The 15,324-nt window shown below is 66.5% G+C and carries 13 protein-coding genes; 4 read left to right on the top strand and 9 right to left on the bottom strand.

Annotated elements, in window-relative coordinates; translation table 11 throughout:
* Window positions 1-117 precede the first annotated feature (117 nt).
* Together RND64_RS02425 and RND64_RS02420 are read left to right on the top strand one after the other, a co-directional pair.
* Window positions 118-1,740, top strand: a complete 1,623-nt coding sequence (locus tag RND64_RS02425; RefSeq protein ID WP_049700587.1) for a hypothetical protein — start codon at window positions 118-120, stop codon at window positions 1,738-1,740.
* Window positions 1,741-1,930: 190 nt separating this feature from the next.
* Complete coding sequence (locus tag RND64_RS02420; protein ID WP_331436415.1) at window positions 1,931-4,246, top strand: helix-turn-helix transcriptional regulator; 2,316 nt, start codon at window positions 1,931-1,933, stop codon at window positions 4,244-4,246.
* Here the strand turns inward: RND64_RS02420 and RND64_RS02415 are convergent.
* On the bottom strand, window positions 4,239-7,157 hold the full coding sequence (locus RND64_RS02415) for a helix-turn-helix transcriptional regulator (RefSeq protein WP_235434453.1): 2,919 nt from the start codon (window positions 7,155-7,157) through the stop codon (window positions 4,239-4,241). The two genes, RND64_RS02420 and RND64_RS02415, sit on opposite strands and share 8 nt — an antisense overlap.
* A 462-nt stretch (window positions 7,158-7,619) precedes the next feature.
* On the opposite strand from RND64_RS02415, the gene RND64_RS02410 reads away from it, so the two are divergent.
* Complete coding sequence (locus RND64_RS02410) at window positions 7,620-8,210, top strand: hypothetical protein (RefSeq protein WP_049700585.1); 591 nt, start codon at window positions 7,620-7,622, stop codon at window positions 8,208-8,210.
* Window positions 8,211-8,397: 187 nt separating this feature from the next.
* Window positions 8,398-9,042 (top strand): hypothetical protein, encoded by a 645-nt coding sequence (locus RND64_RS02405; protein ID WP_049700584.1) that lies wholly within the window; start codon window positions 8,398-8,400, stop codon window positions 9,040-9,042.
* A gap of 40 nt (window positions 9,043-9,082) precedes the next feature.
* On the opposite strand, the gene RND64_RS02400 is transcribed toward RND64_RS02405, so the two are convergent.
* The 8 genes from RND64_RS02400 to ssd all read right to left on the bottom strand — a co-directional run bounded on the left by RND64_RS02400 (window position 9,083) and on the right by ssd (window position 14,568).
* The gene (locus RND64_RS02400) at window positions 9,083-9,586 is read right to left on the bottom strand and encodes a hypothetical protein (protein WP_049700583.1); all 504 of its coding nucleotides are present in this window, start codon (window positions 9,584-9,586) and stop codon (window positions 9,083-9,085) included.
* 157 nt (window positions 9,587-9,743) lie between these two features.
* The gene (locus RND64_RS02395; RefSeq protein WP_152930148.1) at window positions 9,744-10,160 is read right to left on the bottom strand and encodes an Rv3654c family TadE-like protein; all 417 of its coding nucleotides are present in this window, start codon (window positions 10,158-10,160) and stop codon (window positions 9,744-9,746) included.
* Complete coding sequence (locus RND64_RS02390) at window positions 10,157-10,534, bottom strand: TadE family type IV pilus minor pilin (RefSeq protein WP_049700582.1); 378 nt, start codon at window positions 10,532-10,534, stop codon at window positions 10,157-10,159. Before RND64_RS02390 ends, RND64_RS02395 begins: the two co-directional genes overlap by 4 nt.
* Window position 10,535: 1 nt before the next feature.
* Complete coding sequence (locus RND64_RS02385) at window positions 10,536-10,769, bottom strand: DUF4244 domain-containing protein (protein WP_049700581.1); 234 nt, start codon at window positions 10,767-10,769, stop codon at window positions 10,536-10,538.
* Window positions 10,770-10,851: 82 nt separating this feature from the next.
* Window positions 10,852-11,460, bottom strand: coding sequence for a type II secretion system F family protein (locus RND64_RS02380; RefSeq protein WP_049700580.1), 609 nt, complete (start codon window positions 11,458-11,460; stop codon window positions 10,852-10,854).
* Window positions 11,457-12,299: a type II secretion system F family protein gene (locus RND64_RS02375; RefSeq protein WP_049700579.1), complete on the bottom strand. Its 843-nt coding sequence runs from the start codon at window positions 12,297-12,299 to the stop codon at window positions 11,457-11,459. The genes RND64_RS02380 and RND64_RS02375 overlap by 4 nt, the downstream gene beginning before the upstream one ends.
* The gene (locus tag RND64_RS02370; RefSeq protein ID WP_049700578.1) at window positions 12,296-13,510 is read right to left on the bottom strand and encodes a TadA family conjugal transfer-associated ATPase; all 1,215 of its coding nucleotides are present in this window, start codon (window positions 13,508-13,510) and stop codon (window positions 12,296-12,298) included. The genes RND64_RS02375 and RND64_RS02370 overlap by 4 nt, the downstream gene beginning before the upstream one ends.
* On the bottom strand, window positions 13,507-14,568 hold the full coding sequence (gene ssd / locus RND64_RS02365; protein WP_049700577.1) for a septum site-determining protein Ssd: 1,062 nt from the start codon (window positions 14,566-14,568) through the stop codon (window positions 13,507-13,509). Before ssd ends, RND64_RS02370 begins: the two co-directional genes overlap by 4 nt.
* Window positions 14,569-15,324 lie beyond the last annotated feature (756 nt).

Raw genomic sequence — 15,324 nt, 5'->3', positions numbered from 1 at the left:
ATTTCGCTGTGCGAACGAGGCACCCTCGACGACGGCGCGTCGGGTGGTGGTGCGCGCCGCAATCGGGTCGCTCGGGGGCGGACGAGGTTCTGGTGCCGCCACTGACAAGGAGTGACCATGAAGAACGCTGTCGTTCGCCCGGGGGTGGGCGCGTTGGCCCTCACCGGGATGTCCATCGCGAGTGCCGCAGTGATCGCAGCCGTCCCGGCGATGAGCCAGGCCGCGACGGTGGCCGCAACCGAGGGAGCAGCGTCGACGACGCAGCTCGTCGCCGACACCGCAACCGTCGGCGCGCATGCGTTGACCACCCTGGCCGCCGATGCCGACCCGACGCAGATCTACGCGGACGCGATCCAGCGGGCGCTCACGAATATCGAAACGCTGCAAGCCAATTCGCCCGACAAAGCGCTGCCGATATTGAGCCAGGTGTTGGAGAACCAGCTCAATCTCGTCAAGGGCGTCGCCGACGGCGCTGCGAACGGCGAGTGGAAGGCGGGCACCAGCCCCGATTTCGCCGCGCTGTGGAAGCAGGCGTCCGAGGCCGCCGCCGGCGTCGGACCAGGGCTGTCGGGCGCGGTCAACGACGTTGCCGACGCACTGCGCAACGACGTTCCGCAGTTGCTCGCCGCCGTCACCGCAGCACTGAAGGCGGGCGACATCGAGTCGGCGATGAACAACATCCTGTTGGTCGCCGTCGCGCCGATCTACGCGGCAATCAATCCGTCCACCGGATCGGTGATGCCCGCACTGATGAAGATCCTCGACGTGCCGCTCGACGCCGGACTGGCGCTCGCCGGGGCGATCCCGAACGATCGAATCAGCGCTGCGCTGTCGGAGCCGTTCGCCGCGGGCAAGCGCCTGGTCTATCAGGTGCCCGAGGTCGTGCTCTTCGCCGGAATCGGCATCATCAGTCCGCTGGCCGGCGGCCTCGGGGCGGTCGGGCATGCTGTCCAGAGCGTGGTCGACGGCGCCGAAGCCGGTGATATCGGGCAGGTCGCGACCGCGCTGATGCAAGCTCCGGGCGTCATGCTCGACGGCCTCCTCAACGGCGGCTATGGCCCGAGCGTCGGCAACATCATCGGTCTCGGTGACTTCCCCGTCATCAATGGCGGTCTGCTGCACCCCGCGCTCGACAGCAGCTTCGACGAGGACGGTCAGCTCAACATCCTCCTGCCGGGCACGCTCGGCGCCCTGCAGCACATCGTGACGTCGATCGCGGGTGCGCTCGCTCCGCTACCTCCGAAGACGTCGTACACCGTCGATGCCTCGTCGGTCGCGAGCGCGCCGATCGTCAGGGCTGCGACACCGGTAGCGTCCGATGCCCAGGACGCAACGACCGCAACCGATCTCGCGGAGACCGCTACCTCGTCGGAATCCACCGACTCCGGTTCGTCCGACGCCGGTGCGGTCCCGCCGAGCGAGAGCGTCACGGGGCCGGGTGTCACGGATGGCGTGACGGGTTCAGGCGGCGCGTCTGCACCTGCTACCGCAGGCGACGACGCGGCCGGAGCGACCGACGACTCCCCCGCAGCCGACCCCGGCACGACAAGCGGCACCGACACTGCCGGCAAGGGATCTGCGGGCACTGGTTCTGCCGACGCCGGTTCTGCCGAAGCCGGAGGAGCCGCGAGTTCCGACGCCACCGCCTCGGCCGACTCCGACGCCGCGTCGTCACCGTCGTCGGCTTCGAGCAGCAACGCGTCGAACGCGTCGTCGACGAGCGGCTCCGCCTCGAAGTAGCAGCTCCACGAACAACGCGGCGCCCACGACCACCACGGTCGTGGGCGTCGCTGTGTTCTGCCACCGTGCAAGGCCGGACGTGCCGACTCCAGCTTCCGGCAACCCGGACATCTGGGCGCCTCCGAGGTGAGCTACATTGTTGTTTGTACTTGCAAGTAACTTAGCTCACAGGGGAGGTCACCGCGCGGTGGTGTCACACACCCTGACGGCGCGCGACCGGCTTCTTGCGTCACTGAGCTCATTCGTCTCGTCGCCGACTGACCATTCGATTGCGCTGGTCGGCGCACCGGGCACCGGGCGCACAGCACTGCTGGCCGCGGCCGAACGTATGGCGTCGGAGGCCGGGTACCGACTCGCGCGGCTGAACACCCGCGCCGGCTCCGAGTCGGTTCTGACCGAACTGGCCGCCCACCTCCGCGAATCCGACACATCGGAGTCCCACTCGGACACAGTCGCGGACGATGCCGCCACCGATCTGCGACAGACGCTGCTCAGCCTTGCGCGTCGGCCGCGATCTCACTCGCTACTCATCGGACTCGACGACGCCGACCAGCTCGACGACACTGCCGCACAGACACTCTCGTTCCTGTGCCGACGCCTGACCGGCAGCCGGGTCAAGCTCGTCACCACCTGCGTGCCGGGTGTCGCAGGCCTTCCCAGCCATGCGGTCGACGTCGCGATCGCGGTCCATCCGCTCGACGTGTCGTCGTCCGATCGCTTTCTGCGCCTACACTTTCCGAGCCTTGATTCCGCTGATCGTCGTCGCATCACGCTTCGCGGAGACGGCCGCCCCCGCGAACTGGTCCGCGCAGGCTATCTCGCCATCGCGTCGACCGAGTCAGCACTTCCCGAGAGCGATTCCTCGACAGTCGGACTGGACTACGACGACGTCGCAGATCTTCTCCAACGTTCTGCGGCGCAGGCGCTTCGGCACGGCGACTCCCACACTGCCGCCGACAATTTCAGGCTCAGCGCCGCCCGCACGACAGACCCGCCCGCCAAGGCTCGACGACTGGCGGCGGCGTCGGCTCTGGTCTCTGCTGTGAGCGCCGATATCCCCACCGCCAGTGCACTTCTCGATGACGCACTGAGCACCGACGCCACAGCGACGCGTTCGCTCGAAGCCGTCGTTGCGCGCTCGTACCTGTCGGCGAAGGCGCCGGAGTCGATCCGCGAGGCACAGCGAACATTCGCGCGGGCGATTCGCGCACAGCCGTCGATTCCGGGCGACCGCATTCTCGACCACGCACTCTGGTCGCACTACCAGCTGTGCCATCTCGACGACCGGCCGGAGCACTGGTCAGAATTCACCGCCCTGGTAACCCAACACGCGGCGACAGCACCGGAATGGGCACTGATTGCGGCGCAGACACTTTCGCCCGATCGCGCATCGCATGCGCACCTCGATACTCGGCTCGACCGACTGATCGACACCCTGCAACACTCAACCGACAGCGCTGATGTAGTGCGCAGCGCTTTTGTCGCAACCTCGCGCAGCAGCAGCTACTGGTGGCGTGCCGCGTTGCATCGCGTGTGGAGCGACCCCCGCTCGTCGGTCACCTCGTCGGTGTGTGCCGCGTGGATGCTCGGCTCGCACTATCTCGGTGCGGGACGCTGGGACGAGGCACAGCGGATTCTCGACGGTGGGATTGCCCTCTGCCGCGAGTCGGGCCTGCAACTCTACGCACAGGCGTATCTCGTCAGTGCACGAAAACTGTTGTCGGCGTATCGCGGAGAGCTGCTCTCGACATCGACCGCATCCCTCGCGGTACCCGAGTGGATATCCAAGGGGGTCGGCGTCACGCGACACCATGGCCACCTCCAGGCTGTCACCGCTCTCGGCGCGGGTAATCCGCGGAGCGCGCTACGCATCTTCCGCGCCTCCAAAGACGGGCCCGCCGACGTCATCACTCGCGGCGACCGCGCCATCATCGACCTCGCCGAGGCCGCCTCCGAATGCGAATCACGTTCGGCAACAGAGTCGGTGGCGCAGGCGTTGACCGCAGTCGGTCCAGGGCCCGATCTCCGGCTCGCTTTCCTGCGTGCGGGTTCGTATGCGATCGTCACCGACGATGTCGAGGCATATCGCTCTGCGATCGCAACGCCCGGCGCCGACCGATGGCCGTTCGACGTCGCGCGCGTGCGCTTACACTTCGGGCGTCGGTTGCGCATGAACGGCCTCGGTCGCGCCGCGAGAGAGGAACTCTACCAAGCTCTCTCGACGTTCACCGTGCTCGGCGCCGACCACTGGTCTGCACGAACCGCCGATGAACTACGGTTGCTCGGCGAGTCGGTCACCACCTTCACGCCGCCGCGTAGATCCCCACAGATTTCCGCCACGGCACATCGCATCGCCGAGATGGCCGTATCCGGAATGTCGAACCGTGCCATCGCAGCTCGGATGGGCATTGCACCGAGCACGGTCGGAAGCCACCTTTCGCACGTATACCGCACCGTCGGAGTCAGATCCCGTACGGCACTGCGTGATTGCGCCCTCTTCACCTGACCAGTCGGCCGGCGGGGCTGCCGGTCCTCGGCTTCGATACTGCGAGCACGTCTCGCAGTTCGACCCGTGATGTCACTCCCAGCTTCGCGTAGATCCGATACAGATGATTGCCGACGGTCCGATGAGAGATGTCGAGTCGTTCTGCGACAGTCTTGTTCGTGAGTCCGGCCGCGGCCATCTCAGCGATGCGCAGCTCGTAGGCGGTCAGCTCCGAGTCTGCGGCCACCACGTTGCGTGTCGGTGCTGTGGCGTCGAGTTCCGCCTCGGCGCGCGTGGCCCACGGCGTGGCACCGAGTTCGACGAACGTCGACAATGCTGCTCGCAGTTGCCTCCTGGCAGCGACGAGTTCCTGGTTACGTCGCAGTTCCATCCCGTAGGTGTACTGGATACGCGCGTACTCGAAGACCCACTGGTCGGCTCCGGGTAGCGCCAGCGCCTCCTCGAACAGTCGGCCCGAATCGTCGCCGCTGATCATCGCCCGGCACGCCAGCGCAATCAGGTTCAGCCGCGAAGAGATTCGACCGATCTGAGCTTCTTCGATGGCGGCGACATGCGCCCGCGCGTCGTCGTCACGACCGGTGCGAGTCGCCGATCGGACGAGATCGAGCGCAATCATTCCCGACATCGACACGTAGGGTCCGAGCCGACCGACCGGACTGACCGCCGTTGCATGTATGTACACCGAACCGACGTCCCCTCGCCCACCGGCGACCAACGTCCACAGGTGTTCGGCGAACCGGATGAGCACGAAGGCACGACGCGGGATCGCCCAGGCACGCATGCGCGCCGCGAGTTGCTCCACCAGGTCGACCTCACCACGAACCGCGGCCACCATACCGAGCAGGTAGTCGGCGAGCCAGCCGAGGTGATCGTGGCCGTCGACGCCGCAGACCGCCTTGGCCTGTCGCGCCAATTCGGTTGTGGTGGACCATTTACCACGGTGGAACGCGTCCTGCGCCAGCAGCAGCATCGCCCACACCGCCGCGATCGACGGCCTGCTCGTCACGTCGCGGCAGGTGTCGATGCCGTCGATCAGCTCATCGAGTACCGCACGACATTCGTCGATCCGGTCGAATGTCGCTGCCATCTCGGCGATCTCGCCGATCCACAATGGAGAATGATCGACCGACAATCCGGCGATCAGCGCGTCCAGAGTGGTCCGCTGCACGGCTGACAGCGTCGACGGCCCCCTCCAGAGTGCCGCCATAAGTCCGAGCGCAGACGACGCCTCGGGAGCCACCTCGTCGACGACCCGCCGATATCCGTCCCACAACTCCGCCCGCCCACCGAGCCAACACAATTCGCGCAGGGCCTCGACGGCCTCGACAACCACCGGATCGTCGGCGTCGTGCGGCGCAGTGCGTTCGAAGGCATCCATCAGCATTCGATACGCCGTGTCGACATCGCCGTCGTCGTCGATGACGATGACAGCCGACGCGGCGAGTGCGTCGGTGATCGAATTCTCGAAATGCCGCTGCCCTGTCTGCATTCCGACGAACATCTGTGCCGCCACTTCACGATCGACGCGCGCGGCAACCTGCGTTGCGCGAGCCAGTCGCCGGTGACGCTCACCGCGGTCACCGGTCAGCTCGACGGCTCGCTGAAGTCGGTCCAGCCCCGAACGCCACTCGCCGGTGCACAGGTCGGCCTCCGTGGCCACTTCGAGTCGAGTTGCCAGCGCGTCGTCGAATCTGGTTCTTCCCGTAGACAAGTCGGATTCGAAAAAGTCGGATTCGATCCCGGCTGAGATGTACGTAACCCGAGCCAGCGATCGATACGTCGCCGAACGCTCGTCATCGGTTGCCGTGCTCATCAGCGCCGAGCCGAAGAGCGCTCGGGTGAAGCGGATTCGTGGCGAATCCGCGGGCGTGGCCTCGCCGTCGAAGACGCTGATTTCGACGACCCCCGCGTCCAGCGCGGGAGTGACGACCTCCGAGTATGTGCGACTGCCGAGGGCCGCGAGAAGATCGTTGACCGGAATGTCGGGCGCCAACGCGTGCATCAAGAGCAGGCGCCGCGTCACACCGGGAAGCTCCGGCATGTCGGGAAACAGTCTGTCTCGCAGCACAGTTGACATTGGAAGTACTGGCGGCAACGACGCCGAGCCGTCGAGGTGGTCGTGCCGCAGTTCGGCGGGCAACGCGCGCAGCGCGAGTGGATTGCCTTCGGCAAGTGCCAGTATGCGGCGCTGGACCTCGAGTGCCATGTTCGGGTGGGCCAGAGAGAGGAGTTTCGACGCGGCGTCGCCGACGAGTGGCACGACGTCGATGACCGTGCACGAGCCGAGCCCGCACTGCGTGTGCGCCGGAGCGGTTGCCACCACCGCCACACGTGGCAGCCGCGCCATCACGAGTGCGTCGAGCACCTCCTTCGAGCTCTGGTCCGCGTGTTGGAGATCGTCGACGACGATGACGACCGGTGCGCGAGTGGATATCTCGGCAACGAGGGAGACAACAGCATCCGCCAGCGCTGGTGACGTCGGCATTTCCCCGGCCTCCAGTCCGAGCGCGAGGCGCAGCGTCGAGACATGCTGCGATGCAACAGTTGTCGACCCATCGACGAGATGCAGCAGAAGCACCTGCAGAAGCGCGTTGCGGAGGGACTGTTCAAAGGCGACCGCGCGCCCGAGCAACACCGCGGCCCCGGCCCTGCCTGCACCGTCCGCCGCGGCAGTCACCAGTGCCGTCTTGCCGACGCCCGGTTCGCCGCGCACCAGCACGACTCCCGAGTGGCCTGCGATTACGGAGTCGATGACACCGCCGATTTCACGTTGTTCACGTTCGCGACCGAGCAACGCCCCGCGACGCACGTGCCCTGAAGGTTGTGCCTCGTCAGGTTGTGCCTCGTCAGATTGCGCGTCGTCAGGTTGTGCGTCATCGCCGGACCGCTCCGCGACGCATTCGGCCGACACCCGATCATCTCCCGTAGGCAACACGCCGCGGACATACGCCCCGTAGGCAGCACTGCCCGCAGCAAATTCAATAGGCGAGAGCGGACCGGACAGGCACTCCCCGCAGAGCGCCCGACCGCTGGTCAGCAGTTTATCGCGGGGTCGCTGAGCCAGAGCCCGCGGGCGTGGTAGCGGGCGTGGTGACTGTGGGCGTGCCGTCTGCAGACATGGTGTGTGGGTGTGAATCGGTGTGGCGGTGTCGCACTGAAGGCTCCCAGCGCACAGTCTCAGCGAACTCTCAGGTTGGACCTGGCGAATCGTGCCACACGCGGCCGTATTCCTCCGCTTGGGCGTCTGACCAGTGCCGTCCCGCTGACCGCTCAGCCGAGGTCAGCCGCGAATTGGACCGTTCCCCAACGCGTCGAATCTGACGAATCCGGTCACTACCGCCTGTCACAGACTGTTCTCAGGGATACTTGAACGATGTATGAGGGGACCCCCGATCGCGTGACACCGTCGCCGCTCATTACTCGCGCGCGCCCAGCGTTCTTCCTAATGGCTCGTCCGACGGGATCCGCCGATACTCTGCCGGCGTCGATCGGCGAGCCGGACGTGTTCTACTCCGAGGCGCAGGCACTCGATGCACTCGACATCCACTTCGCCTGGTGTGCCGCCCGTTTCGACGCCGACGTCGTCGACACCGCGCAGTGGTACCTGCAGAGCGCAATGGTCGGGCCGCGCATCGCCACCGCACTCGGCGAGGTCTATCTCGCCACCGACACCGAGACCGGCGAGGTCAACGCCGCCGCAGGCGCGTTCCTCACCGAGAGCGAGGTGGTGCACTGGGCCCCATTCGTCGACGCAGTGGCACCGCGCATTCCGAACAGCCGCGTTGCAAGTGCCGACCTTGCCGACGGCTCGATTCCCGGCTCGACTTCCAAGGCCGGGCCGGGCCGACTCCGACTCGCCTACCGCGGCGACGCCGAGGTCTCCTTCTCGCAGGTCTGGTTCGCCCCGATGGATTCGACACGGGTGTACCCCAAGCGTATCCACATCGGCGACGACGCTCTCTGAGTTCTGCCCCTCACATGGCGCCGACCTCGCCGTACCGGCTGCCGTTCAGCTGAATGACGTGGTGATACGCCGCGGCGATTCGTTGCGATAGTCGGTGAGAGGCCCGCGCTTCGTCGAGTCACGATTGCCTGTTCGAGTCGTCGTCGGATCGAGCACCTATCGGGTCCAGTCATCGAGAGGAACGGTCATGCGCATCGATCAGCCCGACATCAGACGACACCGAACACGGCTCGCGAGGGCGTGTGTACTCGGTTCTGCCGCAATCGCGTTGGCGCTGACGGCGACCGGCTGCGGTCCCGACGAGAACTCATCCGCGACGCCCAGTCCGTCGGCACCTGTCGTCGTGACGTCGACCGTCACCGAATCCGAAACCGCCCCCGGCACCACGGGCCCGACCGAGGTCGACTCTGCCGCACCCGTGAACCCTGGCACGCCCGTGAATACCGTGACGGCATCAGCAACCCCGAAAGCTCCCTCTGGTGCCGACGCTTTCACCGGGGCATGGGTGGGTCACACGCGAGACATGAATCTCAACGCCGACGGCACCGGCGACATGTCGGTATCGATCGGTGCCGCCGACGGCGAGAAGTGGACACTCACCTGGAGCGCTGACTCCAGCGGCGCCACCATGACGCTCGGAGAACAGATCTCGAAGCACGGCGAAGGTCTGGGAGACAACTCGATGCACGCCGGTGCCGTCTATCACGGTGTGCTGGTGAAGGATTCACAAGCAGTCACCTACATGCAGATGGCCGGCTTCACCGCCGCCGGGCACTCACTGCCCTGGTGCAACCAGGACCAGTATGGCTACTCACGGGAGTGCGGAGCCTGATCTCCCCCGCCACGACAGAGACCCTTGCGAGGATAGGGAACTACGCGCCACAGTCGCGGGCGTAGTCGTCCTTGCGGCAGAACGCAATCGAGTCCTGTCCGGGATGCAGTGACATCAGCAGAACCGTGTGTCCTTCCCGCTTACCCAACGCACCCTCGAACCGCTTCCCGGCGGCCAGCAGTCCGTAGCTGCCCTCACCGATCTTGTTGGTCTGTGCCTTGACCTCGGTCAGGATGCCGCAGTCGGGGAACACGGTGGTCCTCTGCGCTTTCCAGCCCAGCGTCCACGTCTCACTGTTCGACGCACCGCTGCCGAGTGTGATGGTTCCGGAACCGTTGTCGCGCAGATCGATCGATCGCCCGTGCCCAATCCACTGCCCCGTGTACGGCGCACGATCCGAGCACGCTGACGTCGGCGCCGACGAAGCGGGCGGCGCCGCGTATCGCGGGTCCTTGGTGCCCCCCGCGTGAGCGGCAGCAGGCATCGACAGGACCACCGCGGCAGCACACAGTGCAGCAGCGCCAGCTGAACGGGAGAACTTCATGGACGACCTCCGAGATTCGGACAAACGGAACAATACTGCGCCACTGGACGGTACCCAGCCCGGCGCACCGCCGATGTCACTCGATCAGGGGAAAGTCGACGTTTGCGTACGAACGGACCACACTGCTTGTCGCCAGTGGGCAGCACGGCGGAAGGCGTCACGGGTCATCTGCCGGACCGGCACGCGCCCGTGCTGACGCCGCTCGGATTCCCAACGCCCCCAACGACACCGACACACGCACACCGACCACGACGTCCTCACCTACGACCGTGCACTCGAAGACCTCCGCCCGCGGCCGCTGCTCGAACGTGAGGGACCTGGCCGTGGCACACGGATCATTCAGCGCCGCAACATGATCTGCCGCGGCCGCCAACGCCGCGAGGTCGGCTGCCGACTGCGCACGATGGCGAGCCAGCGTCGCCGCACCCACGTAGATGACCAACACGATCAACGCTGCGATACCCGCGATCGCGCCTGCCGCAGCCACGGTGGCGTAGCCGCCCTCGTCGCGGAGAAGTCGGGTGAGGCGTGAATCCCGCTGCGCCCGCGCCGCACCCGCCAAGCGGCGGTTCACCGCACCACGCCCGGCGCGACTTCGACCTGGTCGGAACCGTCGGGCTCGGGAACGGCGACGGCCCGCGCCGACAGTGTCAGACCCGGCACCATCGGCGCACCACGACGGACTTCGACGACGATCCGATCCTCCTGCGCCGCAATGGAGATCTGCGCCCCCGGCACGATCTGCTCGCCGGCGGCGCGGGCGTGATCATCACCCGCAGCCGTCAGCCGAGCCACCTCTCGGGCGGCATCGGTACAGCGGATCTGGGTTGTCACAGCCGTGACCACACCCACCGCGAGAATCACGACGATCACGACAGCCGAGATCGCATACGCTCCCTCGATCGTGACCATTCCCGACTCGTCGTCGACAATCCGTCGCGGCCGCATCTCAACCCACCGACGTGTTGAGCGCCTTGGTGATGATCCCGGTCAGCGCGCTGACGATATTGTCGCCACTGACCACTGTGTACAAGATCGCCCCGAACGCGGCTGCCGCAATCGTCCCGATCGCATACTCTGCCGTACTCATGCCTTCGTCGTCGGTGATCAATCTGGCCAGGTTCGCGTTGGTACGACCCGCGATTCGCTCGATTCCGCTTCGGGTCGAGTCAAGGATCTTCATGATGTGCCTTTCGGTTGAGGTGAAACTAGTCGGTATTGCACTGCTTTGACGTTGAGAACCCGCGCAGAGATCCATCGAGTTTCTACAGACCGGAGAGTGTCGAGCCTGCGAGGCCGATCACAACCGGAACGATGCCGAGACACACGAACGCCGGGAGAAAGCACAAGCCGAGCGGCCCGCTGACCAACACCCCGGCCCGCTCCGCACGAGCATGCGCGTCGTCGTGTGCGCGACGTCGGGTCTCGGCAGCGAGCTCACCTACCTGAGCCGACAGCGCAGACCCAGCACGAGCCGACCGCCGAGCGAGCATCGACAACTGTTCGAAATAGTCTGTGTCGGAGGACTTTCGGCGCGCGGACAGATCTCCCAGCGGCGTCGACCACGCGCGCTCGGGCTCAGCGCCGAGCTCGAGTAGCTCTGCCGTAGCGGTCAGCGGTTCCGCCAACACCGCAGGCGCCGTCTGCGCGACGGCGAGCGCGGCGGCCGGGACTGTGAGACCCGCACGCAGACACACCGCGAACAGGTCGAGGCCTGCGGCAACGGCGAACGGATCGTCGACCTCACGGTTCCTGCCGAGCCACCGCGCTTCGCCCGATGGACGGTCCGGTGGCTCGACAACCCGATACAGCAGCCACCGCCGCGGCGGCAGGGTCAGCAACGCCGCTGCGAGCAGCAACATCGACACCGTCATCCGCGCACCACCTTGTCGGTGATGCGTTCGGTCCACACCATGCCCGCCGCGACGAGCGCCGTGCCGATCACCAACAGCATGCCGCCGAGGCCTCCGCCGAGTAGAACCTGGATCGGGCGTGCGCCCGTCGCCTGGCCCAGTGCGATCCCGAGAAGCGGAAGTCCGGCCAGCACAACGGCGGTCGCGCGTGGACCCGCGAGACCGGCACGCGTGCGCTCGGTGAATGCGCGTCGCGCGGCGAGGTCGGCGCGCAGCGCCTCGAGCAACTCCCCCATCGGAACGCCCGAATGCTCTGCGGTCCGCCACGCGACGGCGATCCGCCGCCACGAGCCCTCTGAAACCGAACCCCCGGAATCCGAACCAGACACCTGCCCCCGACCATCCGACATGTCGTCGACGACGACGCTCCCGCCGAGTTCTGCGCGCGCGGCCAGGACGGTCAGCCCCTGGGCCACCTCCGATGGCGTCTCTCTTCCCCGCGAGATCTCCTGCGCTGCAACAGCACATGCGTGAGCCGGCGGTGCTCCCACCGACAGTTCGGCGATCATCAGTGCCAGAGCCGTCAGCATCTCGTCGCGCTGAGTCTCGTGTTCAGCCGCCCGAGCCCTGCGCCGGCGAAGCCAGACGACCAGCCCCACCGCAATCGATGCCGCCACCGCACCGGCGATGCCTCCGACGAGCAATGCCATCAACGGGGCGCAGATCAAGCCAAAGGCACTCGGCTGCAAGCGGGCCCACCGCGTCGCCGCCATCCCCGTCAGCGTGGACAAACGGTGCTCGACCCGACTCCTCGGCCACCACGTCACCGCGACCGCAAGCGCCGCCAACACGACGCTCATGTGCGTTCCTCGACCATCGCGTCGAACTCAGCACGATGGTCGGTGAATCCACTGTTGCGCAGCCAGATCGGCAGTATCGTGACCCACCCGTCGGCGTTCCGTGATACCAGTCCGATTTCGACGATCCCCCGCGCGCCACCGGCCGTACGACTCACCCCGACGACGATTCGTACAGCGGCGGCAAGCTGTGAGTGCAAGGCTTCCCGGTTCATTCCCCCAAGTGCCGCAAGCGCTTCCATACGAGCGGGAACCTCCGACGTCGAGTTCGCGTGCAACGTCCCGCCACTACCCTCGTGACCAGTGTTGAGCGCGGTGAGGAGGTCGATGACCTCGGCGCCGCGAACCTCGCCGACGATAATGCGGTCGGGACGCATTCGCAGCGCCTGACGGACGAGAACACGCACCGGAACCTCCCCCATCCCTTCGACATTCGACGTTCGCGCGACGAGACGCACCACATGCGGATGCGCAGGGGCGAGTTCCAAGGCGTCCTCGACGCACAGCACCCGATCGGTCGGGGCCATCGCACCGATCAGCGCGTTCAGCAGAGTCGTCTTACCCGAGCCGGTCCCGCCGACAATGAGAAAGGCCAGACGTGCGGCGACCATCGCTTCTAGCACCGCGACCAACTCGGGCGGGACCGCCCCCGACGCGATCAGTCCCGCCATATCCATTCCGGCCGTTCGCAATACCCGCAGCGAGATACACGTGCCGTCCGCGGCCAGCGGAGGGATGACCGCGTGGAGTCGTACGGTGAGTCCGCGCCTGCCGAGTGAGGTGAGCTGGGCGTCGACCCACGGTTGCGCGTCGTCGAGACGTCTCCCAGCGCCGAGCGCCAGCCGACTCGCGAGTCGTCGAACTGCCGCGTCGTCGTCGAAGGTGATACCTGTCGGTTCGAGACCACCGCCCCGATCGACCCAGACCCGCTGCGGTCCGACGACGAGCACGTCGGCGACGCCGGGCTCGGCGAGAAGCACTTCGAGTCGGCCCGCGCCCGTCAGTTCGGTCTGCAGATGTCGCAGTGCCGCAAGCAGATCGGTATCGCCGAGGACACCACCCGACTCGGCGCGAATCGCCTCCGCGATCACCGCAGCCGTCGGTTCGGCCGACTCCTTGGCGAGGCGTTCGCGCACCCGATCGATCAGAGCGTCGTCGGAGGTCGCATTGGTCGACTGCAGCCGTGACACCCTCTGTGGCGCCACGCTACTCATGACGCCGCCACTCGAGCATCGGTGAATCGCGAGTACACGGCCGACGCTGCTCGGCCCAGCGGACTGCGCGGCGCGACCCGCAGGCGTCCGGCCTCGAGGCGCATGGCCAGGCGCGGGTCGGGTCGGCACGCGGCAATCAACGGCACACCGACGGCGTCGGCAACCTGAGCCGCTCGCAACCCGCCAGGAGACGGCCCGCGGATCACGAGCTCGACACGCGGGCACGCCGTCAACAATCGAGCGATCAGCAGACGTGCGGCGGCAGTTCCCGCGACGGTCGGAGTCGTCACGACCACCACCAACTCGGCCGACTCGGCCACCGCGCGGACCACCGGGGTATCGGCACGCGGGAGGTCTGCGATCACGAGGTCGCCATGAGCGCGACCGGCGTCTACCGCTGCGAGCACGGGCCCACGGGCGAGCGGTCGGATGTCATCACGCCTACCGGTGACCAGCGCGAGCCTGTCGTTGTAGCGCGGCAACGCATTTCGGAGCGAAGCACCGCTGACGGCCCCCTCGTCGAAGGAGAGGTCTTGCCACCGGAGCCCTTCGCGCGCCTCCACACCGAGCGTGAGATCCAACCCAGCCCCGAGTTCGTCGATGTCGAGCAGCAACACCCGCTCTCCGCTCTCGACGGCGGCCAGCGCGCTCGCGACGGCGAGTGTCGACGCTCCGGCCCCGCCGTGCGCCGGAATGAACGCCAACGCTCCTGCCTGGCGTGACGCCGGCAGCCGCAACTCGGTGAGAATCCGCACCAGGTGGGACTCGTCTTCTGGAAGAACCGCGGAGTCGACGGCGCCGAGATCGAGCGCACCGCGCCACGTCGCGGAAGCGGGTTCAGTATCGGAGATCAGCACGACGCCGCCACGCCGTGGCAGTGAGCTCGGTGCGAGTGTCGCGACTGCGGGCGGATCGAGCACCACCGCCCGCGTTCTCAGCCAGTCCCGTCGGCACTCACGTGCGTCACCTGGGATCAACCGATATCCCGCTGCTGCGGCGCACCGGGCAACGTCGTCGTGCAGGTGTTCGGCCACGAGGGCGAGGAGGTCGTCGGACATGAACCGAGCATGCGTCGCATCGGTCGCCGGTACGCCCGGCACCGCAAGGAGTGGGCACATCTGTGGACTGAGGCGTGCTTGTGGATGAGACGCACGCGCGACTCGGTGGGCGGTTCGATGTAAGCAGATTCACTATACTGAATCTGCTCAACAATGGTGTACGCTCATCACATTGATTGACCGCAGATTGACGCGTCCAGATCCGCCCAGCCCGGCGATTAAACGCGGCCACCCGCCGCGCCGAAAAATGAACGACCCCAGACAGAGGACAACCCCGGCCAGGGGGGGAGGGGGCCGGGGTTGTCGCGTTTCAGCCCCGGGGGGTCGGGCTGAAAGGCGCCGGTTCAATAAAGAACCGGGTAGCACTGACTATACACATGTGAACCGCAGGTGAGAATAGTGATTGCAGCATTTGTGATAGTTCGCCGAGCGGTCGCTCGTCCTGAACGGCGTTTGAGTCGCGTAAGGCCTGGACCTGCGAATATGCCGACTAGTCCTCTTGCGCGTCGATCGAAGTTAAAGATGTCGAACCGAATCCGCGGGGGTTCCGTGTGGGTCAAACGACCGCTGGGCGCCTTTCGGGCCTGATCCCGAGCCCCGGTTCGGGTCCACATTCCCGTCCGCCGAGCTTCCTCGAATGAGTTCTGTGGAGCAGTGCCCGAGGGGGTTGATGTGACGCCGATCACGGTGTAGAACGTAAATCACGGAAACCTCGTCGAGCAAAGTCCGATCCGGAAGAGAAGGACCGAACCCCCC

Source organism: Gordonia sp. w5E2 (assembly GCF_036540975.1).
Classification (GTDB): domain Bacteria; phylum Actinomycetota; class Actinomycetes; order Mycobacteriales; family Mycobacteriaceae; genus Gordonia; species Gordonia jacobaea.
Note: the sequence above shows the minus strand (reverse complement) of the source record. Positions and strands in the feature narration are given on the sequence as shown.

Excerpts from the sequence above, each read along its gene's own strand:
- RND64_RS02425 (WP_049700587.1), top strand. The coding sequence starts at position 118 with ATGAAGAACGCTGTCGTTCGCCCGGGGGTGGGCGCGTTGGCCCTCACC.
- RND64_RS02410 (WP_049700585.1), top strand. The coding sequence starts at position 7,620 with ATGTATGAGGGGACCCCCGATCGCGTGACACCGTCGCCGCTCATTACT.
- RND64_RS02405 (WP_049700584.1), top strand. The coding sequence starts at position 8,398 with ATGCGCATCGATCAGCCCGACATCAGACGACACCGAACACGGCTCGCG.
- RND64_RS02400 (WP_049700583.1), bottom strand. The coding sequence starts at position 9,586 with ATGAAGTTCTCCCGTTCAGCTGGCGCTGCTGCACTGTGTGCTGCCGCG.
- RND64_RS02390 (WP_049700582.1), bottom strand. The coding sequence starts at position 10,534 with ATGCGGCCGCGACGGATTGTCGACGACGAGTCGGGAATGGTCACGATC.
- RND64_RS02385 (WP_049700581.1), bottom strand. The coding sequence starts at position 10,769 with ATGAAGATCCTTGACTCGACCCGAAGCGGAATCGAGCGAATCGCGGGT.
- RND64_RS02380 (WP_049700580.1), bottom strand. The coding sequence starts at position 11,460 with ATGACGGTGTCGATGTTGCTGCTCGCAGCGGCGTTGCTGACCCTGCCG.
- RND64_RS02375 (WP_049700579.1), bottom strand. The coding sequence starts at position 12,299 with ATGAGCGTCGTGTTGGCGGCGCTTGCGGTCGCGGTGACGTGGTGGCCG.
- RND64_RS02370 (WP_049700578.1), bottom strand. The coding sequence starts at position 13,510 with ATGAGTAGCGTGGCGCCACAGAGGGTGTCACGGCTGCAGTCGACCAAT.
- ssd (WP_049700577.1), bottom strand. The coding sequence starts at position 14,568 with ATGTCCGACGACCTCCTCGCCCTCGTGGCCGAACACCTGCACGACGAC.